This is a genomic window from Brevibacterium sp. (assembly GCF_022712115.1).
In the GTDB taxonomy this organism is placed as follows: Bacteria; Actinomycetota; Actinomycetes; order Actinomycetales; family Brevibacteriaceae; genus Brevibacterium; species Brevibacterium salitolerans.
Window position 1 is genome coordinate 1 of sequence record NZ_JALAHB010000058.1, and the last position, 19,196, is coordinate 19,196.

At 70.4% G+C, this 19,196-nt stretch carries 16 protein-coding genes; 4 read left to right on the forward strand and 12 right to left on the reverse strand.

Annotated features, from left to right (window positions below; translation table 11 throughout):
- Window positions 1-131: 131 nt before the first annotated feature.
- The gene (locus Q0A33_RS03410; RefSeq protein ID WP_291793134.1) at window positions 132-1,286 is read left to right on the forward strand and encodes a DUF819 family protein; all 1,155 of its coding nucleotides are present in this window, start codon (window positions 132-134) and stop codon (window positions 1,284-1,286) included.
- 35 nt (window positions 1,287-1,321) lie between these two features.
- The gene (locus Q0A33_RS03415; RefSeq protein WP_291793137.1) at window positions 1,322-2,440 is read left to right on the forward strand and encodes a dipeptide epimerase; all 1,119 of its coding nucleotides are present in this window, start codon (window positions 1,322-1,324) and stop codon (window positions 2,438-2,440) included.
- Between the two features lie 12 nt (window positions 2,441-2,452).
- Here the strand turns inward: Q0A33_RS03415 and Q0A33_RS03420 are convergent, their stop codons facing one another.
- The 7 genes from Q0A33_RS03420 to Q0A33_RS03450 all read right to left on the reverse strand — a co-directional run bounded on the left by Q0A33_RS03420 (window position 2,453) and on the right by Q0A33_RS03450 (window position 9,345).
- The gene (locus tag Q0A33_RS03420) at window positions 2,453-3,016 is read right to left on the reverse strand and encodes a serine hydrolase (RefSeq protein ID WP_291793140.1); all 564 of its coding nucleotides are present in this window, start codon (window positions 3,014-3,016) and stop codon (window positions 2,453-2,455) included.
- 43 nt (window positions 3,017-3,059) lie between these two features.
- The gene (locus Q0A33_RS03425) at window positions 3,060-3,236 is read right to left on the reverse strand and encodes a hypothetical protein (RefSeq protein ID WP_291793143.1); all 177 of its coding nucleotides are present in this window, start codon (window positions 3,234-3,236) and stop codon (window positions 3,060-3,062) included.
- Window positions 3,237-3,239: 3 nt separating this feature from the next.
- Window positions 3,240-4,055: an enoyl-CoA hydratase/isomerase family protein gene (locus Q0A33_RS03430; protein WP_291793146.1), complete on the reverse strand. Its 816-nt coding sequence runs from the start codon at window positions 4,053-4,055 to the stop codon at window positions 3,240-3,242.
- A gap of 327 nt (window positions 4,056-4,382) precedes the next feature.
- A complete protein-coding gene (locus Q0A33_RS03435) occupies window positions 4,383-5,504 on the reverse strand; it encodes a bifunctional 2-methylcitrate synthase/citrate synthase (RefSeq protein ID WP_291793149.1) in 1,122 nt (373 codons plus the stop codon).
- Complete coding sequence (gene prpB, locus Q0A33_RS03440) at window positions 5,501-6,406, reverse strand: methylisocitrate lyase (protein WP_291793151.1); 906 nt, start codon at window positions 6,404-6,406, stop codon at window positions 5,501-5,503. The genes Q0A33_RS03435 and prpB overlap by 4 nt, the downstream gene beginning before the upstream one ends.
- Window positions 6,406-7,902: an MmgE/PrpD family protein gene (locus Q0A33_RS03445; RefSeq protein ID WP_291793154.1), complete on the reverse strand. Its 1,497-nt coding sequence runs from the start codon at window positions 7,900-7,902 to the stop codon at window positions 6,406-6,408. Before Q0A33_RS03445 ends, prpB begins: the two co-directional genes overlap by 1 nt.
- A gap of 201 nt (window positions 7,903-8,103) precedes the next feature.
- Entirely contained in the window at window positions 8,104-9,345 is a 1,242-nt protein-coding gene (locus tag Q0A33_RS03450) for an amidohydrolase (RefSeq protein ID WP_291793157.1), read from the reverse strand.
- Window positions 9,346-9,537: 192 nt separating this feature from the next.
- Between Q0A33_RS03450 and Q0A33_RS03455 the strand changes: the two genes are divergently transcribed.
- Window positions 9,538-10,728: a M20 family metallopeptidase gene (locus Q0A33_RS03455; RefSeq protein ID WP_291793160.1), complete on the forward strand. Its 1,191-nt coding sequence runs from the start codon at window positions 9,538-9,540 to the stop codon at window positions 10,726-10,728.
- 159 nt (window positions 10,729-10,887) lie between these two features.
- On the opposite strand, the gene Q0A33_RS03460 is transcribed toward Q0A33_RS03455, so the two are convergent.
- From Q0A33_RS03460 to Q0A33_RS03475, 4 genes are all read right to left on the reverse strand, one after another.
- Window positions 10,888-11,685 carry an ABC transporter ATP-binding protein gene (locus tag Q0A33_RS03460; RefSeq protein WP_291793163.1) on the reverse strand — a complete coding sequence of 266 codons (798 nt, stop codon included), beginning with the start codon at window positions 11,683-11,685 and terminating at the stop codon, window positions 10,888-10,890.
- A gap of 1 nt (window position 11,686) precedes the next feature.
- Window positions 11,687-13,384 (reverse strand): dipeptide/oligopeptide/nickel ABC transporter permease/ATP-binding protein, encoded by a 1,698-nt coding sequence (locus Q0A33_RS03465; RefSeq protein WP_291793165.1) that lies wholly within the window; start codon window positions 13,382-13,384, stop codon window positions 11,687-11,689.
- Complete coding sequence (locus tag Q0A33_RS03470) at window positions 13,377-14,321, reverse strand: ABC transporter permease (protein WP_291793169.1); 945 nt, start codon at window positions 14,319-14,321, stop codon at window positions 13,377-13,379. Before Q0A33_RS03470 ends, Q0A33_RS03465 begins: the two co-directional genes overlap by 8 nt.
- Window positions 14,322-14,526: 205 nt before the next feature.
- A complete protein-coding gene (locus Q0A33_RS03475; RefSeq protein WP_291793172.1) occupies window positions 14,527-16,125 on the reverse strand; it encodes an ABC transporter substrate-binding protein in 1,599 nt (532 codons plus the stop codon).
- 164 nt (window positions 16,126-16,289) lie between these two features.
- Here Q0A33_RS03475 and Q0A33_RS03480 point away from each other — a divergent pair, with 164 nt between their 5' ends.
- Window positions 16,290-17,354, forward strand: a complete 1,065-nt coding sequence (locus tag Q0A33_RS03480; protein ID WP_291793175.1) for an AsnC family transcriptional regulator — start codon at window positions 16,290-16,292, stop codon at window positions 17,352-17,354.
- Between the two features lie 16 nt (window positions 17,355-17,370).
- Here Q0A33_RS03480 and Q0A33_RS03485 read toward each other — a convergent pair whose 3' ends face one another.
- Window positions 17,371-18,975: an ABC transporter substrate-binding protein gene (locus tag Q0A33_RS03485; protein WP_291793178.1), complete on the reverse strand. Its 1,605-nt coding sequence runs from the start codon at window positions 18,973-18,975 to the stop codon at window positions 17,371-17,373.
- Between the last annotated feature and the right edge of the window lie 221 nt (window positions 18,976-19,196).

Genomic DNA, 19,196 nt, shown 5'->3' on the forward strand with positions numbered 1-19,196 from the left:
CCCCCCCCCCCTCCCCCTCCTCGTGGGGGGTCCCGCGCTTCCGGCTTTCTCTGTTCTGAGGACCGGGTCCGCTGAGACCACGTCCCCTCCAGGGCTCCGGACGCGCCGTGCCCGACCCTCGGAGCTCAACCATGATCACAGACGGCCTGCTCATGCTCGGCGTCCTGCTGGGCCTGTCCTGCGTGCTCCTCGTCCTCGAACGCACGACCCGCTGGACGCTGTTCAGATACGTGCCGGGGATGGTGCTCATGTACCTCCTCTGCGCGGGACTCAACTCGCTGGGACTCTTCAGCGCGGACGAGTCCGTCCGCGGTCCGATCACGGAGGTGAAGGACGTCCTCCTCCCGGCGATGATCCTCCTCTTCCTCTTCGGCTGCGATCTGCGGCGCATCGTCCGGCTGGGACCTCGCCTGCTGCTGACCTACTTCGTCGCCGCCGCCTCCCTCGCCGTGGCGATGGTCCTCGTCTTCGCGCTGTTCCGAGGGGTGCTCGATCCGGAGGCGTGGAAGGTCCTGGGCGCCCTGCTCGCCTCCTGGACGGGAGGCAGCGCCAACATGGTCGCCGTCCAGGACATCCTGCAGGCGCCGGAGGCGATCTTCGGCTACGCACTCATCACGGACACGATCATCTACTCCGTCTGGCTCATGCTGATGTTCGCCTCTGTGGCGGTCTCGCCGCGCTTCAACCGCTGGGTGGGCGCGGACACCTCGTACCTGGACGCCCATGCCGGCGAGGAGGACGACGCGCAGAGCAGGCCGGTCACCGTCCCCTCCCTCGCCGTCGTGGTCTTCGGTTCGCTCACGGTCTCGATCGCCGCGACCTGGGTGGGTGGGCTGCTTCCCGAATGGGGAGCGGTGGTCAACGGCACCACGTGGACGATCCTCCTCGTCTCCGTCGCCGGCCTCCTCATCGCGCTCACACCGGTGGGACGCACCGCCGGCGCCTCCGAGGTCGCCACCCTCATGCTCTTCGTGGTGATCGGCCAGATCGCCAGCGGCTCCGACTTCTCCGCCCTCACGGAAGCGCCCCTGTACCTGCTCGTCGGCGCACTGGTGGTCCTCATCCACGGGGCGATCCTCGTGCTCTACGCCAAGCTCACCCGCACCGAGCTGTTCTCCCTCGCCGTGGCCTCGACGGCGAACATCGGCGGAATCGCCTCCGCTCCCGTGGTCGCCGGCGCATTCAACCGGCAGCTGGTGCCCGTGGGCGTCCTCTTCGCGCTCATGGGATCGTTCCTGGGCACGTTCGTGGGCCTGGCCGCGGCTCAGCTCATCGCGGCGCTGTGAGGCCGGCCGTCCTGCGCCGGCATCCGGCGACGCAGATGCGCGCGAGGCTGTCCTCCGTCCGCGCCCACAGGCACCGGGTCCCGCTGCTGCGCCCCTTCGTCACGGCGGCACGCCGCACCGATTCCGTCGAGTACGTCGTCGCCGAGGTCGTCCTCACCGGGGAGGACGCGGACGGGCGGTCCGTGCGGGTCACGGGTCAGGGAAGCGCCGCGGAGACGGCTGCGGTCACGGGCGAGACCGCGCAGTCCATCGAGCGACTGCTCATGACGGCCCTGCGGCCCGCCCTCGAGGGCCGCACCGGCGACCTGCGCACGTTCTCCCGCCTCATCGCTGCGACGGGCACGGGCGGCACCAGCGCGAAGGCCGCCCTCGAGGTCGCGCTCCACGATGCGTGGGGACAGGCCGCGGGGATCCCCCTGGCAGAGCTGCTCGGAGGCCGGGCGGACGGCGCGATGCCCAATGACATGACCGTCTCGCTGGAGAGCCCGGAGACGATGGCCGCACACGCCCGTGCGGCCTTCGACTCCGGCACCCGCATCCTCAAGATCAAGCTGGGGAGCAGCCCGGAGGCGGACCGCCGGAGGCTGGGTGCCGTCGTGGAGGCCGTGCCCGAGGTTCGCCTGCGGCTCGATGCGAACCAGGGCTGGTCCGTCGAGGAGGCATGCCGCAGCCTGGCCGCGTTCGCCGCCGACGGGCTTCCCGTCGACCTGGTCGAGCAGCCGGTGGCAGCGGCGGACACGGCAGGGCTGGCGCGGGTGCGCGCGGAGTCCGCGGTGCCGATCATGGCCGACGAGTCCGTGTGGAGCCCCGATGACGCCCGGCGCCTGGTCGATGCGCAGGCAGCGGACCTGTTCAACATCAAGCTCGCCAAGACGGGTGGGATCGCCGCTGCCCTGGAGATCGCGGATGTGGCGCAGGAGGCCGGGCTGAAATGCATGATGGGCGCCATGATGGAGCCGCGCATCTCCATCACGGCCGCCGCGCACCTGGCATTCGCGCACCCGGCCGTCACGACCATCGACCTGGACTCGCCCGCCTGGTTCGCCGAGGACGTCCCGGACGGCGGGTTCGCGGAGGAGCGAGGGATGCTGCGGCTGTGCGGCGGGCCCGGCCTGGGCCTGAGGCGCCTGCCGCCGGAGGACTCCGCGGCCTGACGCCCGCAGGGCTCAGCCGGCGAGGTCCGGCAGCAGCGTCCGGGCCGTCCCCGCGATCACGGAATCGGCCCGGGCCTCGTCCATCCCGGCGGTCATGACGGCCAGCACCCGCATGCCGGAGGAGCCAGGCGCTCCGAGGAAGGCCGCATCGTGGCGATAGCCGTCCACCCAGCCGGACTTCGACCCGGAGGGGACGCCGGCCCGCAGAGCAGGGGTGATGATCCGGATGCGCTGGGCCTCCAGCGCCGCCGCTGCGAACCGGTGGGAGGACTCCGAGAGACCGGTGCCTCGCACCAGCGCGAGGAGCGTGCGGGCGAGGTCCGCGGCACAGGTCTCATTCGCGAGGCCACGCTCCACCGCCGCCGGATCGCCGATCATCCGCCGGACGGACGTGGCGGAGAGCCCGAGCTCGTCCACTCCCTCTGCCACCCGTCGCAGCCCGAGCATCTCGATGAGGTGGTTCGTCGCCTCGTTGCTCGAGCGGTCGATCATCCGCCGCATCAGCTCCGCGATGCTGAGCCGCGTCCCGTCTGCCGGATGGGTGGGATCCAGGTGCTCTCCGTGGAGCGCGAACACGTCACCGCCGGCCCCGCGGAAGGACCTCCGGACGGCGACTGTGTCACCGGGCCGGAGCTCCGCACGCTCGCAGCGCAGCCCACAGGACGTGCAGCTTGATGGTGCTGGCCGCGTAGAGCCGGTGCGTCCCCTCCGCCGCGGAGAGCACCGCGCCCTGCGCGTCGAGCAGACAGTGCGTGACGTGCTCCGAGGCGGGCCGGGCGGCAGTGGGGAGCCGCACCGCTCAGTCCTGCCGGTCCGGGCAGTCCTGCCAGTCCTGACGGGTGAAGCCGAACTCCGGCGCGCGCTTGGCGAAGAACGCCGCCTGTCCCTCTGCGAGTTCGACGGGGTAGGTGTCACCCAGCCAGCCCGCAGGATCCAGGGCCTCGTCCCGCAGGACGCGCAGCAGGCCGGTCTGGCTGAAGGCGGAGCGGCCCGCGATCCGCCTGGCCGTGGCCCGCGCCGCCGCATGCGGATCCTCCGCCACCTCGTGCAGGAACCCCAGCTGCTCCGCCTTCTCCGTGCCGATGAGCGAACCGGTGAGCAGGAGGTACCGCGCCCACGACTCGCCCACCGCCGCGGCGAACCGGCGAGTGGGACCGGGCGGGTAGACGAGGCCCAGCTTCGCGGCGGTGATGCCGAACCGGGAGCCGGGTGCCGCGATCCGCACATCGCAGGCGGCGGCCAGCTCCGTGCCGCCGCCCACGCACACGCCCTCGATCGCCGCGAAGGTCGGGACGTCGCACTCGGCGAGGGCGGCCTCGGCGGTGGAGTTCACCGCCCAGAACTCCTCCAGGGGGACGTTGAGATCGCCGATGTCCGAGCCCGCGGAGAAGTTGCCGCCGCTGCCGCGCAGCACCAGCACACGGACCTCCGGTGCGGCGTCGATCGCGGCGACGATCGCCGGCAGCGCCTGCCACATGGGGCGCGAGAGCGCGTTGAGCTTGGCGTTCCGGTCCAGCGTGAGGACCCCGATGCCGTCCTCGAGGTCGAAGCGGAAGCCCTCGACGAGGGGGAGGTCCGGGCCGGACTGCCCGGGAAGGGAGGCGGAGGCGGTCATGGGTGCGTGTCCTTCCGGAAGACGGTGTGCGACGGATGAGGAGATGCGGCCGGGGCGGGTGCGGCCGGGGTGGAGGAGGCTGCGCCGGCGGAGCGGGTTCGCGGGGTGGACACCGGTGCACCGCCGCAGAGCGGGTGCGCGGGAACGAACAGGACCCGGATACGCCTCCGGCCGGGACACCCGTGAAGGATGTCCCGGCCGGAACCGGTGCCGCGAGCCCTCGCGGCGATGCCGAGCCGCGTGTCACGAAAGCGCAGGACGTTCAGGCAATCGCGCGGACGCCGTGGGCTTTCGTGCTCATGACGTGCTCACGACGCGGCGGGATGCTCAGCGCTCGGTGGGGACCGAACGCTGCTCCGCGCCGTCGTAGGCGGACAGCGGGCGGATGAGCGCGTTGGACGCCTGCTGCTCCATGATGTGCGCGGTCCAGCCGGTGATGCGGGCCATCACAAAGATGGGCGTGAACTGCGGGGTGTCGAAGCCCATGAGGTGGTAGGCCGGGCCGGACGGGTAGTCCAGGTTGGGGTAGATCCCCTTGCGGCCCACGAAGTCCTCCTCGAACGCGTTGTACAGCGCGAGCAGGTCGTCGGCGCCCTTGACCTTCACCATCTCCTCGAACGCCTTGCGCATGGTGGGCACGCGCGAATCGCCGTTCTTGTAGACGCGGTGTCCGAAGCCCATGATCTTGGCCTTCTTCGCCAGCGCCTCGTCGATCCAGGCGCTGGCCCTGTCCGCCGTGCCGACCTCTTCCAGCATCGCCATGACGGCCTCGTTGGCACCGCCGTGCAGCGCGCCCTTGAGCGCGCCCACCGCTCCGGCCACCGCGGAGTACATGTCCGAGGTGGTGGAGGTGATGACGCGGGCGGTGAACGTGGAGGCGTTGAAGGAGTGCTCCGCGTAGAGGATGAGCGAGATGTCGAAGCAGCGCACGACCTCCGGCTCCGGCACCTCGTCGAAGACCATCTTGAAGAAGTTCTCCGCGTAGCTCAGCTCCGCGCTGGGTGCCACGGGGTCCAGGCCGTGGCGGCGACGGTGGTCGATCGCCACGACGGTGGGCAGCTGTGCGTAGAGGCGCTCGGCCTTGCGGCGGTTCGCCTCCTCGCCCTCGGCCTCGGCCTCCGGGTCGACCGCGCCCAGGTAGGCGACGGCCGTCTGCACCACGTGCATGGGGTGGGTGTCCTGGGGCAGGCCCAGGATGATGTCCACGAGCTCCTGGGAGATGGCGCGCTGGCTGCGCTCACGCTCGTTGAACTCCGCGAGCTGTGCCTGCGTGGGCAGCTCGCCGTTCCAGATGAGGTAGGCGACCTCCTCGAAGCTGCAGTTGGCCGCGAGCTCCTGGACCGGGTAGCCGCGGTACGTCAGGGAGTTGGTCTCCTGCACGACCTTGGAGATCTTGGTGGTGTCGACGACGACACCGGCAAGGCCCTTCTTGATGTCCTGCTCAGTCACTTGTGTCCCTCCTGGGAGAAGTTGAAGACGTCGGCGTCGAACTCGTTGTACGCCCCGTAGTCGATCGTCTCGTACAGGTCCGCGCGGGTCTGCATGCGATCCACGACGGAGGCCTGTGTGCCCTCGGCGCGGATGGCCTGCAGACCGTCCTTGATCGCACCCATCGCGAGCCGGAGCGTAGTGACAGGGTAGATGACGAGGCGCACGCCCGCTCCTGCGAGCTGCTCGGTGGTGAACAGCTCGCTCTTGCCGAACTCCGTCATGTTGGCCAGGATCGGCGCGTCCACGGCCTTGGCGAAGGTCTCGAACTCGCCCAGGTCACGCATGGCCTCGGGGAAGATCATGTCCGCGCCGGCGTCGATGTAGGCCTTGGCCCTCTCGATCGCCGCATCCAGGCCCTCGCCCGCGCGGGCGTCCGTGCGGGCGCAGATGACGAAGTTCTCGTCGCGGCGGCCCTTCGCCGCGGCGGAGATCCGCTTGGTCATCTCCGCCGTGGACACGACCTCCTTCCCGTCGAGGTGGCCGCACCGCTTGGGGTTGACCTGGTCCTCGAGGTGGAGGCCGGAGAGCCCGGCGTCCTCGAACTCCTGCACGGTGCGGGCGACGTTCATCGCCTCGCCCCAGCCGGTGTCCGCGTCGATGAACGTGGGCAGGTTGGTCACGCGGGAGATGTTCCGGCCGTGGTCGACGACCTCCGTGAGCGTGGTCAGCCCGATGTCCGGCAGCCCCTGCGCGGCGGAGAACGCACCGCCGGAGATGTAGACGCCCTCGAACCCGGACTGCTCGATGAGCTGGGCGTTGAGCGGGTTGATCGCGCCGGGGAACTGGACGATCTCGCTGCCCGCCAGCAGCTCGCGGAACCGCTTGCGGCGTTCGTGGGCCGGTGTGGTGGCGCCCAGCATCAGAAGATCCCCTTCGAGCCGGAGTGCGCGAGGCCCTCGACGGTGAACGACAGCCGGCGGACCTCCTCGCCGGAGAGGCTGGAGAGGTTCTGCGCGAGGTCGAGGAAGCGGTTCTGCTCCGCCTCCGTGATGATGCCCTCGGCCAGGGTGCGGAACTTCTCGATGTAGTTCTCACGGGCGAAGGGACGTGCGCCGTTGGGGTGCGCATCTGCCACGGCGAGCTCGTCGACGAGCGTGGAGCCGTCCTCGAACTCGATCTCCACACGGCCGCCGAAGGCCATCTCGTCCGGGTCCGTCGAGTGGTAGCGGCGGGTCCACTCCGGATCCTCGCGGGTCTCGATCTTGTGCCAGAGCTCGACGGTCTCCGGACGGCCGGCGCGCTCCGGCGCGTAGGAGCGCTCGTGGTGCCAGGCCTGGTCCTCCATGGCGACTGCGAAGATGTACATGATCGAGTGGTCCAGGGTCTCACGCGAGGCCTTGGGATCCATCTTCTGCGGGTCGTTCGCACCGGTGCCGATCACGTTGTGGGTGTGGTGCGAGGTGTGGATGGTGACCTTGCGGATCTTCGAGAAGTCCTCGATCTGCGCGCCGATCTTCCGGGCCAGGTCGATGAGCGCCTGCGCCTGGTACTCCGCGGAGTGCTCCTTGGTGTAGGTGTCCAGGATCGCCCTCTTGACCTCGCCCTTGGCCGGCAGCGGCACGGTGTAGCGGGCCTCCGGGCCGGAGAGCAGCCAGGCGATGACCCCGTCCTCGCCTTCGTAGATGGGGTTGGGCGCACCCTCGCCGCGCATCGCGCGGTCCACGGACTCCACGGCCATCTTGCCGGCGAACGCCGGTGCGTGGGCCTTCCAGGAGGAGATCTCGCCCTTGCGGGACTGGCGGGTGGCGGTCGTCACGTGCAGGGCCTGCTGCACGGCCTGGAAGATGACCTCCGTGGGCAGGTGCAGGAGCGTGCCGATGCCGGCCGCGGCGGAGGGCCCGAGGTGCGCGACGTGGTCGATCTTGTGCTCGTGGAGGCAGATGCCCTTGACGAGGTCCACCTGGATCTCGTAGCCGGTGGCGATGCCGCGCACCAGGTCCGCGCCCGCGATGCCCTTGTGCTGGGCGACGGCGAGGATGGGCGGGATGTTGTCGCCGGGGTGCGAGTACTCCTTGGCGAGGAAGGTGTCGTGGAAGTCGAGCTCGCGCACGGCCACTCCGTTGGCCCAGGCCGCCCACTCCGGGGAGACGGTCTCGTCCAGGGAGAGTCCGAACACGGGCGCGCCCGGCTTCATGGGGTGCGTCTGCGCCTGCTCCCGGGCGTGGGTGGGGGCGGAGCGGCGGACCGAGGCCGCTGCGACCGAGGCGTTGTCGATGACACGGTTGATGACCATGTCCTCGACCGCCGGGTCGACGGCCACGTCGGCGGCTGCGACCTCGGCGATCTTCCATGCGAGCTGGTCCTCACGGGCGAGGTTCTCCGAGCTCTTGTACGTCCGGACTTCGTGGTCGATCATCGACTGCTCTCCTTAAAGTCAGGGTCGATCCTCTGCGATCGGCAGCACCGACCCGCGGTGGTATCCCTCACCATCATATCTTGACGTCGAGATAATTTCTGCAGTCGGTCCGCCATCCGGGCGAGGACGGCCGGGCCATGTGCCCCGCATCGCCTGCGCCCGAGGCCGATGCGGGCGGGAGCCACCTGCGCCTCCGCGCCCTCACCTCGCGGAGAACTCCTCCCGCGCCCGCGCCGCGAGGGCGGGATGCCTGAAGACCGTGAGCGCGACCGCGGCGAGGATGACCGCTCCGTCGGCGATCACCGGTGCCGCGGTCTCCGCCTCCCCTGCAGCCGCGGCGAACTCCCGCGTGTGCGGGGAGACCCCCTCCGCCAGGCAGATCATGGGATGGATGGCCGGCACGACCTGGCTGACGTTGCCCATGTCCGTGGATCCGGAGCCCGCATCGCCGCCGGCGAGCGCCCGCCCCGTCGCGAGGAAGGCACGCCGGGCGAGCTCCGTGAGCGTGGGGTTGGAGACCAGCGAGAGGTACGGCGGGGTGTTCTGGGCGATCTCGACCTCGCAGCCGGTCGCATGGGCCGCGCCCTCGAAGCAGCGCCGCACCCGCGGGACGACGTCGTCGAGGAGGACCGCATTGTCCGCGGCGCGGACGAAGCACCGCAGGGCAGTGTGCTCGGGGATGATGTTGGGCGCCTGCCCGCCGTCCGTGACGATCGCGTGGACCCGCACATCGTCCGGCAGCTGCTGGCGCAGCAGACCGATCGCCGTGAGTGAGAGGGTGCTCGCGTCCAGCGCGTTGATGCCGCGCTCCGGCGCGCCGGCGGCGTGGCTCGCACGCCCGCGGAAGTCCACGTCGAGCGCCACCCGGGACAGGCTGGTCCCGCCCACGGCATCGCCGCCTGCCGGATGGACCATCACCGCGAGGTCCACTCCGTCGAGCACTCCCGCCTCGATCATCGGGACCTTTCCGGCCGCGCCCTCCTCCCCCGGCGAGCCGATCACGACGACGCGGGCCTCGGTCGTGCCCGCCCCACCGGCCTTCCTCCCCGGGTCCGCATGCTCGGTCAGCACGCGCTTGAGGAGCAGGCCCGCACCGAGGCCGCACGCGGCGATGAGGTTGTGCCCGCAGCCGTGACCCATCCCCTCGAGGGCGTCGAACTCGCAGAAGACGGCGATGGTGGGGGTCGAGTCATCCGCGCCGGACGTGGACCAGCGACCCACGAACGCGGTCTCGAGACCGGCGGTGCCGCGTTCCACGGCGAATCCCGCGGCCTCGAGCTCGTCCGAGAGGCGCTGGGCGGCGAAGCGCTCCTCGAAGCGGATCTCCGGCCTCGCGTGGAGATCCGCGGCGACCTGTTCGAGGGTGCCGCGCACCTGCGGCAGGTGTGCGGCACGCAGCTCGGCGACCGCCCCCTCCACTTCTTCCGCCGTGTCCGTCGTCATGCGCCCCTCCACCTGATTCGATTTCTTGCCGACAGAATTGCGCGAGCGAAACCCGCGATTCAAGCATACGCATTCATGCGCCGTTTTCCGCCGGCGTCCGAGTATTGATCGGCAACATTCTCCGTGCGAGGATGCGAATGCACGTTCACCGCGCAGTCCGCGCGGGAATCCCCTCTTCGAAAAGCAGGAGCGATGACGCCCGATTTCCTCACCGAATCCGCCTCCCACCTCTCCGACCTCGTGGCGCTGCGACGCCGCCTGCACGCGGACCCCGAGCTGGGCCGCCACCTGCCCCGGACCCAGCGGCAGGTGCTCGACGCCCTCGCGGAACTGGACCTCGAGATCACCACGGGCACCTCGCTGACCTCGGTCGCCGCGGTGCTGCGCGGCGGGAGGCCCGGCCCCGCCGTCCTGCTCCGCGGCGACATGGACGGCCTTCCCGTCGCAGAGGAGACCGGACTCGAATACGCCTCGGCCAACGGGAACATGCACGCCTGCGGGCACGATCTCCACACCGCAGGTCTCGTGGGCGCTGCGCGGCTCCTCCACACCCACCGCGCGGAGCTGCCCGGCACCGTCGTCTTCATGTTCCAGCCGGCAGAGGAGGCCGAGGGCGGCGCGGAGCCGATGATCGCGGAGGGTCTTCTCGAACTCACGGGCGAGAGGCCCGTCGCCGCCTACGCCATCCATGTGGTGTCCAGCGACCGCGGCGTGTTCGCCACCCGCCCCGGACCGATCATGGCCGGGGTCGCGGAGCTGCGGGTGACGATCCGCGGCCGCGGCGGCCACAGCTCCGCCCCGCACCTGAATGTGGATCCGGTGCCCGCCGCCACGGAACTCGTCACCGCCCTGAATGTGCTGGTCACACGCGAGTTCGACATCTTCGATCCCGTCGTCCTGTCCGTCACCCAGCTGCGCGGCTCCGCCGCCATCAACGTCATCCCGGAGACGGCGGAGGTGGGCGCCTCGATCCGCACGCTGTCCCGCGAGTCGCTGGAGCGGGTGCGGAGCCGCAGCGCCGAGGTCGCCCGGGGCGTCGCCGCGACGCACGGGTGCACGGCGGAGGTGGAGTTCGTGGACCTCTACCCGCCCACCGTGAACGCCGCAGACGAGACGGCGGAGTCGCTGCGCGTCCTCACCGCCGTCTTCGGCGAGGAGAGGGTGCGCGTCATGGAGCAGCCGCGCATGGGCTCGGAGGACTTCTCCTACGTGCTCCAGGAGGTGCCCGGGACCTTCGTGTTCCTCGGCGCGGTGCCGGAGGGCGTCGAGCCGGGTGCGGCGACCAACCACTCCCCCAAGGTGCAGTTCGACGACGGCCTCCTGGGCGAACAGGCCGCCGCCCTGGCCTCACTCGCCTGGAACGCGCTCACACGGCAGGGCTGAGACGCGGACGCGGCGACGCACAGAAAGGCGGAACGCAGAAAGGCGGATCCGCCTCTCCGAAGCAGATATCCATATGTAGAGGACGACCGTTTCCCGCCATTCCCCCACACACCGGGGAATGGCGGTAAATACGCGCAGGGGGAATCCTCCGCATTCACCTCACAGCGAGATTCCCGGTCCGCCCGGCACGGAATCGAGCAGCTTCTGGGTGTATTCCGTCGCCGGATTCCGGAATACCTGTGCGATGGGCCCGCTCTCCACGATCTCCCCGTGGAGCATGACGATGACGTCGTCGCACACCTCCTGCGCCACCGCGAGGTTGTGGGTGATGAACAGCATCGAGTAGTTCCCGCCGGTCTTGAGCTCCTGCAGCAGCCGGATCACCTCCGCCTGCACGGAGACGTCCAGCGCGGAGGTGATCTCGTCCGCGACGATGAGCGCAGGATCCACGAGCAGTGCGCGCGCGATCGCGATCCGCTGCCGCTGTCCGCCGGAGAACTCGTGCGGGTACTTCCGGGCGTCGGAGGGCTCCAGCCACATCGTCTCCAGCACCTCAGCGATCCGCTCCGCGTGCCTGCGCGGGGTGCCGTCGACGGGATCCACGGCCTCGGCCAGCGTCTGCCCGATGGTCCGCCGCGGGTTGAGCGAGGAGTAGGGGTCCTGCGGCACGTACTGGACCTTCCTGTACAGCCGGTGCCGCTGCGCCCTGCTCGCCCGGGAGACCTCCTCCCCCTCCACCCAGAGTTCGCCCTCGGAGATCCGGTTCATGCCCACGATGGCCTTCGCCAGCGTGGACTTGCCGGAGCCGGACTCGCCCACGAGTCCCACGACGCGGCCCTGCGCCACCTCGGCGTCCACTCCCTTGAGCACCCTGACCGCGCCGAAGTCCACGCAGAGGCCGCGGCAGCTGACGATGGGGCGGTCCGCCCCGGTCCCGTGCTGTCCCTGATCGGTCATCTCAGCCCTCCTCTTCCCGTCGTCCACCGGACTGCCCGGCGACGGTGAGCACCGGCACCGCGTCCAGGAGGGTCCGGGTGTAGGGGTGGGTCACCTCGCGACTGCGGATCTGCTCCGGGCGCAGCTCCTCGACCACCTCGCCGTCGCGCATCACGAGCACGCGATCGCACAGCTCCTGCACCACGCCGATGTCGTGAGAGATGAAGAGGATCGCCGTGCTGTGCTCGTCGCGGAGGCGGCGGAACTGGCGCAGCACGTCCACCTGCACCGTGACGTCGAGCGCGGTGGTCGGCTCGTCGGCGATCATGAGGTCCGGGGTGGTGACGACCGCGCCGGCGATCATCGCCCTCTGGCGCATGCCCCCGGAGAGCTCGTACGGGTACTGCCTCATGCGCTTGGCGGGCATGGTGACGCCCACGCTCGCGAGCGCCTCGACCATGATCCTCCTGGCCTCCGCCCGGCTGCGCCCCATGTGGGTGCGGAGGACCTCCGTGAGCTGTCCGCCCATCCTCAGCGAGGGGCTGAAGGTGGTGCCGGGATCCTGGTAGATGATGCTGATGGACTGGGCGAGCTCCGCGGGTGCGGGCGTGCCCAGCATGTTCATGGTCCCCACGCGCACGGTCCTGCCCCGCACGTCCAGATCGTCCGCGGCGAGACCCGCGATCGACATGGCCGTGAGCGACTTGCCGGAGCCGGACTCGCCCACGATGCCCAGGATCTCCCCCCGGTCGATGTGCAGGTCGATGCCGTGGACGAGCTCCACCGGTTCGCCGTCGCGGGCGCCGGTGACGCGCAGGTCCTCCACCCGCACCAGTGCGGTGTCGCCCTCGGCCGGCTGCGCAGTGGGGTTCGACTCGGGCCTTCGGGGCGTCCAGCTCCGCGCAGCCCGCGGATTCGCGCTGGCCGCGAGCCCGTCGCCCACGAACATGGCGGCCACGGACATGACCACGATCATGATCGCCGGCCCCACCGCCTCGATGGGCTGCGTGTAGAGGGCGTCGAGGCTGTCGTTGAGCAGCGAGCCGAGGTCGTACTGCGGCACCTGCACGCCCAGGCCCACGAAGGACAGCGCGGAGATCTCCACGAGCGTGGTGGCGAACACCGTGGTGGAGAGGATGAGCAGCGGCTCCGCCATCGCCGGGATCATGTGGCGGGTGGCGAGCCGGCGCGCGGGCACGCCCAGGAACCTGGCCGTGACGAAGTAGTCGCTGTTGGAGACCTGCTGTGCGAGGTTGGCGGTCACCCTCGCGAAGCCGGGGATGCCGGCCAGGCCCATGGCGATGACGGCGGTGGAGGCCCCGGGCAGCAGCACCGCGGCGATGATGAGGGCGGTGATGAGCGTGGGGTAGGCGACGGCCGATTCGAGGATCCGCAGGCACCACTCGCGCACGCGGGGCGGGGCGAGCCAGATGGACACGCCGACGACCACCCCGAGCACCACGGAGATCGCAGCCGCGATGACGGTCATGATGAGGGTGAGCCGCGTGGCGATGAGCACACGTGACACGTTGTCCTGGCCGAAGGCGTTGGTGCCCAGCCACGCGTCCCCGGATGGAGGCAGGCTCCTGTCGTCGCTGAGGGTGTTGGCCGCATCCGCGACCAGGGGCGGTGCGATGATCGCGACGGCGATCGTGAGGGCGAAGAGCACGAGCCCGATGACCAGGCCCGGGCGCAGCGCGCGGCGTCGTGTCTCAGCCATTGGCGTTCCCTCCGCTGAGGTTGCGGGGGTCGACGATCGCGAGGATCACGTCGACCAGGATGATGAGGAGTGTGGCGAGGACGCCGAGGAGCAGCACGATCCCGCGGATCACGGGGTAGTCGCGCATGAGGATCGCATCGACCACCCCCTTGCCCAGCCCGGGCCAGCCGAACACCGTCTCGATGACGACGGCACCGCCCAGCATCCCGGCGAGGATGAGGCCGGAGAGCGTGAGGGTGGTCGTCATGAGGTTGGGGAAGACGTAGCGCAGGTTCACCCTCCACGGGCTCAGCCGCCAGCCGCGGGCGGTGCGCACGTAGTCCTGTTCGAGGATCGTCACGGCCTCGCGCCTCACCACGCGGGCGATGACGCAGGCAGGGCCGAGCATGATGGCGACGGTGGGCAGCACGAGCGCACTCAGCGTCGCCGCCCCGCCGGCGGGGAACCATCCCAGCTTGATGGCGAGGACGAAGATCATGAGCGTCGCGAGGACGTAGTTGGGGACGGCGTAGACGAGGCTCGTGACGGCGTTGAAGACGTGGTCGACCCACGCATTGCGGCCGCCGCGGGTGAGGATGGCCACGCCCATGCCCAGCGGGATGGCGATGACCAGCATGGCGAGGATCGCCAGCAGCGCGATCTCCGCCGTGAACGGCAGCCGGGAGAATACCGCGGCGGTCACGGTGGTGCCGGAGGCGAAGGAGTACCCCATGTCCAGGGTGAAGATCCCCACGAGGTACTGCCAGAACTGGACCGGCAGGGGCTGTTCGAGCCCCAGCGCCTCGCGCGTCTGGGCGATCTGCTCCTGGGTGGCCCCCTCGCCGGCCGCCACCACGGCCGGGTCGCCCGGCAGCAGGGGGACGATGAGGAAGGTCACGACCACGAGGATCGCGACCGAGAGGAGGAAGCCCCCGCCGCGGCGGAGGGCGAATCTCACCCACGGGTGGTGCGCCAGGCGCGTGGACGCCTTGAACGACACCTGATGCGGAATCTGCGTGACAGCAGAGTTCACCATTGTCATCGGATCTCACCCCTCTTCTCGGTGGGCCGGTTCTCGGGCGGCCGGGAGCCTCGGCACCGGCCGCGGGACGGGCACCGGGCGGACGGACCGCAGTCCGTCCGCCCGGCACCGGCGGTGTGCGTCAGCCGGTGATCCTCAGCGTCATCATGGAGACCGTGCCGTTGACCTGCCGGATGCTGAAGCCCTCGGCCGTGGAGGGCTGTGCCGGGAGCGTGCTCAGCGGGACGATCGCGGCGTCCTGGAGGAGTTCCTTCTGGATCTCCTCGTAGATGCCGCAGCGTGCGGCCTCGTCCGTCTCCGCCATCGCCGCGTCGACCTTCTCCTGGATGTCCTCACGCTTCACACCCGTGGAGTTGCGTCCGCCGTCCTCCGGCGAGGAGCCGGTGATCTGGCTGAGGCCTCCGTACTGGGTCCGCGACATGTTCAGCAGCGACATGACGGTGACGTCCCAGCTCTCCGGCTTGGAGTCGAGCTCCGTGGCCCAGGTGGTGTTGTCCAGGTTGCGGAGGTCGACCTCCGCGCCGGCCTCGCCCAGCGCCTGCGCGATGTAGGAGTTGCCGGCGCCGTTGGGGCCGGTGGACTGCGTGCCCGTGAGGCTGATCTCCAGCCCGTCGAGCACCTCGGACGCAGCCTCCGCGTCCTGCGGGATCACCGCGTCGTCCTCGGTGTAGGCGCAGGCGACCTCGGAGGGAACATAGCTGGAGAGGATCTCCCCCTCGCCGTCCGTGGCGGCGTCGTTGAACGCCTCGCGGCTGATGGCCTGGGCCACCGCCCTGCGCGTGTCTGCGTCCGCCATCGGCATGCCCTCGCGCTGGTTGAACATCACGAACATCGCCGTCGCCGGGTAGATGGAGGTCTCGAAGCCCTCCTCGCCGGCCACACGGGACTTCGACTCGCCCACGAGCGTGGCGTAGTCGAGCGTGTCCGTGAGGAGGCCGTTGGCCATGGCGTTGTAGTCGGCCATGATCGCGAAGGTGACCTTGTCCGCCGGGACGCCCTCGACCGGGGTCGCGTACTCGGGGAAGGTGTAGCCGCTCTCCCGCAGTGCGAAGTCGATCGTCACGCCCGGCTGGTTCGCCGTCAGCGTGTACGCGCCGGAGAATGCGCCCTCGACCTCACCGGCCGCCGTCGCCTCGAGGTCCTCGAGGCCCGCCGGGCAGACGATGCCCGTCTCCGTGAGGGTGAGACCGCGCTCCACGTCCGCCCACGGCTGCTCCAGCTCGATGCTCAGCGTCCCCGCGGCGTCGTCGGGCGTGAAGCTGGGGTCTCCCGGTCCGAACACGATCTCCTTGGCACGGGAGTTCTCCACGAAGGCCTGCAGGGAGTCCGCCACCACGGTGGGCGTGATCTCCGTGCCGTCGGCGCAGGTGGCGCCGTCCCGGATCGTGAGGGTGCCGCCGTTCGGGTCGAGCTCGTACTCGCTCGCGAGGCCGCCCGTGGTGGTGTTGTCCTCGTCCTGGTAGAGGAGCGTCGTGTAGAGCATGGCGGAGACGGTGTTGGCGCTCACGCCGGAGGCGTTGAGCGGGCTGAAGCTGTTGGGATCGGCGATCATCGCCGTGCGGACGGTGTCGGTCGAGTACTCGCCCTCGCCGCCCGCGCTCCCGCCCCCTGTCGTGCACGCGCTGGCGAGCAGGGCGGTGGCGAGGACCGGGGCGGCGAGCGCCGCTGCCCGCCGCTTCGCCGGCATGCGGCCGCCGGCCGCCGTGGAGCTGGTCTTCATCGTTCCTCCTGGAGAGTCGCCTGTCTTCACCGCGCACCGCAGCCGACGGCGAGGCCTCTCGGCCCTCTGATCGATCAGTCGTTCTTCGGCTTGCAGTTGTGATCCTATTCACAGACACTCAGGTGTCTCACAGATGCACGATTCACACATCGACGGAGCCGCATATGACCAGAACAGACATGAGCGCCGGGCCTGCGCCGCATTCACTCACGGAATCGGACCTCGAGCTGTTCGACGCCATGCAGGACGACCCCCGCGGGCCGTGGACGGAGATCGGACGACGCGTGGGGGTCTCCCCCAGCACCGTCCGGCGGCAGTGGCAGCGGATCAGCTCGCAGCGCGACGCCTGGATCGTGACCTATCCGGGCAAGGGCGCCGGGGTCTTCCTCTCCATCGTGGAGGTCGAGTGCACCGCGGGTGCCGTGCCGCAGGTGTGTGCCGCGGTGCGGCTGCTCCCTGCCGTCCTGAACGTCTACGAGACCAACGGGGACGTCGACCTCCTCCTCGAGACGGTGACGCTCGACGTCCGGCAGCTGCGCAGCGTCCTCCACGCCGTCGCACAGGCGCCCGGAGTCATCCGCGTGCGCTCGAGCACCGGCAGCACCATCTACCGGGAGGCCTCCCGGTGGCGCACCGGAGCGCTTCCGCGCACGTCCTCCGCCGGGTCGGAGGAGGCCGCCGCGCCGAACCCCGCCCAGCTCGACCGCGCCCTCACGGTCCTGCGCGAACTCGAACGCGACGGACGCGCGAGCCCGGCACACCTCGCCGGGGTCCTGGGGATGAGCGAGACCCACGCCCGCAGGTACGTGAAGGCGCTGCTGCGGCAGAAGGTCCTCGTGCAGCGCGTCGACATGGCGCCCGGCGTCTCCGAGTGGCCCCACTCGCTCGCGCTGCACATGTCCGCCCCCGCCGGCGAGCTCGCCGCGACCGCCGCGGCGATCTCCGGCATGCCCGGCACGCGACTGTGCACGGCCACGGCCGGAGGACGCCACAACCTCTACGCCGTCATCTGGATGCACGGGGTGCACGAGGCCGTCGAGGTGGAGGCCCGGATCACCGGATCCCTCACCGTGGAGGTGCTCCACCGCAGCCTCATCCTCCACGCTCACAAGCGCATGGGCCACCTCATCGACGAGCACGGGCGGGACGCCGGCCTCGTCCCCTGGCAGCCGCCGGGAGCGGACGGGGCGGCAGCCGTGGCGGAGGATCCCGCACCTCCGTCGCCCTGAGCCCGGCATGCCCTGCTCAGCCCGTGATCCGCATGGAGATGGTGGGGACATAGCCGCCGTACTGCCGGATGCTGAAGCCCTCACGCGTCGTGACCTGGGTGGGCAGCGTGGCCAGCGGCACGAAAGCGGCGTCGTCGAGCAGGCTCGTCTGGATCTCCTCGTAGACCGCGCACCGCGCCTCCTCATCGGGCTGGGCCATGGCCTCGCCCACCAGGGCCTCCGTCTCCGGCCGCTCGGCTCCGGACGAGTTCTGTCCGCCCTGCTCCGGCAGCGGGCCGATGAGCTGCGCGAGGCCGCTGTACTGGGTCCGCGGGAGGTTGAGCTGCGGGTAGACGGTGAGGTCCCAGCTCTCCGGCCTCGTCGCCAGCTCGGTCGCCCACGTGGTGTCGTCCACGCTGCGCACGCTCACCTCCGCCCCGGCGGCTTCGAGCGCCTGCGCGACGTAGGAGTTCCCGGCGCCGTTGGGACCGCTGGAGGTGGTGCCGAACACGTTCAGCGACAGGCCGTCGAGCACCGCCGAGGCCGCCTCCGCATCCTGGGCGATGAGCCCTTCGTCCCCGGTGTGGGCGCAGGGCACGCCTGCGGGCACGTAGCTGGAGAGCAGCTCACCCTCGCCGTCCGTGGCCGCATCGTTGAAGGCTTCGCGGCCCACGGCCTGCGCGACCGCACGGCGGGTCTCCGCATCCGCCATGGGCATGCCCTCGCGCTGGTTGAACACGATGAACATGGAGGCGCCGGCGTACCGCGAGGTGGTGAAGCCCTCCTCCTCGGTGACCCTCGCCATCGCCTCGCCGTTGACCGTCGAGTAGTCGAGCGTGTCCGTGAGCAGGCCGTTGGCGACGGCGTTGTAGTCGCTCATGATCGAGTAGGCGACCTTCTGCGGCGGCACCCCCTCGAGCGGAACGGCGTACTCCGGGAAGGTGAAGCCCTCCTCGCGGAGTTCGAGGTCCACACTCACCCCCGGCTGATGTCCGGCCAGGACGTATCCGCCGGAGAACGCCCCCTCGACCTCGCCCGCGGCGGTGCCCTCCGGGTCCGCGAGGCCGGCGGGGCAGACGATGCCGGTCTGCGTCAGCGCGAGGCCCCTCTCCATGTCCGCCCAGGGCTCGCTGAGGCTGATCGAGACGACGCCCGCCTCGTCGTCGGCCTCGATGACGGGATCGCCCTTGCCGAACACGACCTCCTTGACGGTGGAGGCCGCCGCGAACGCCTCGAGCGAATCCGCGACGACCGTGGGGGTGAGGGGAGTGCCGTCCGCACAGGTGGCGTCCTCCCGGATGGTGAACTCGCCGCCGTGCGGATCGACCTCGTACTCGGAGGCCAGGCCCGGCACGGTGGTGTTGTCCTCGTCTCCGTAGAGCAGCGTGGCGTAGAGCAGGTGGCCGGTGATCAGCGAGCTCAGCGCGGTGTACTCGGTGGGCAGGAAGCTGTTCGGATCCGCCATCAGCGCCACGCGCATCGTGTCCGTCGAGTACCCGTCCTCGCCGTCCGGCCCGCCGCCGCCCGTGGTGCAGCCGCTCAGCACGAGCGAGACCGCGGCCGCCGAGGCGCCGGCTCCCGCCCAGCACCTCCTCCGCGGCACCTTCGCATCTCGCCCTGCCTCCGTCTTCCCGTCTCCCACAGTTCCTCCTCGAATGTGCGGTCCCGCGGACCTTCCTGCGACGCTGCAGGACTGTGAGCGCGGTTACAGTGTGGACTGTACTGAGCGGTCCGGATGATCCTGCCGGTCTGCTCACTTCGCAGATGGGGAGGGTGCCCGTGCTCGGATCGGATCCCGGAGGCCGCACCGAGGTGCCCGCATTCACCGAATCGGATCTGGCGCTCATCGACGCGATGCAGGAG

What these genes read in the sequence shown, in the direction of transcription:
- Q0A33_RS03410 (WP_291793134.1), top strand. Translation starts at nt 132, where the DNA reads ATGATCACAGACGGCCTGCTCATGCTCGGCGTCCTGCTGGGCCTGTCC.
- Q0A33_RS03415 (WP_291793137.1), top strand. Translation starts at nt 1,322, where the DNA reads ATGCGCGCGAGGCTGTCCTCCGTCCGCGCCCACAGGCACCGGGTCCCG.
- Q0A33_RS03430 (WP_291793146.1), bottom strand. Translation starts at nt 4,055, where the DNA reads ATGACCGCCTCCGCCTCCCTTCCCGGGCAGTCCGGCCCGGACCTCCCC.
- prpB (WP_291793151.1), bottom strand. Translation starts at nt 6,406, where the DNA reads ATGCTGGGCGCCACCACACCGGCCCACGAACGCCGCAAGCGGTTCCGC.
- Q0A33_RS03445 (WP_291793154.1), bottom strand. Translation starts at nt 7,902, where the DNA reads ATGATCGACCACGAAGTCCGGACGTACAAGAGCTCGGAGAACCTCGCC.
- Q0A33_RS03450 (WP_291793157.1), bottom strand. Translation starts at nt 9,345, where the DNA reads ATGACGACGGACACGGCGGAAGAAGTGGAGGGGGCGGTCGCCGAGCTG.
- Q0A33_RS03455 (WP_291793160.1), top strand. Translation starts at nt 9,538, where the DNA reads ATGACGCCCGATTTCCTCACCGAATCCGCCTCCCACCTCTCCGACCTC.
- Q0A33_RS03460 (WP_291793163.1), bottom strand. Translation starts at nt 11,685, where the DNA reads ATGACCGATCAGGGACAGCACGGGACCGGGGCGGACCGCCCCATCGTC.
- Q0A33_RS03465 (WP_291793165.1), bottom strand. Translation starts at nt 13,384, where the DNA reads ATGGCTGAGACACGACGCCGCGCGCTGCGCCCGGGCCTGGTCATCGGG.
- Q0A33_RS03475 (WP_291793172.1), bottom strand. Translation starts at nt 16,125, where the DNA reads ATGAAGACCAGCTCCACGGCGGCCGGCGGCCGCATGCCGGCGAAGCGG.
- Q0A33_RS03480 (WP_291793175.1), top strand. Translation starts at nt 16,290, where the DNA reads ATGACCAGAACAGACATGAGCGCCGGGCCTGCGCCGCATTCACTCACG.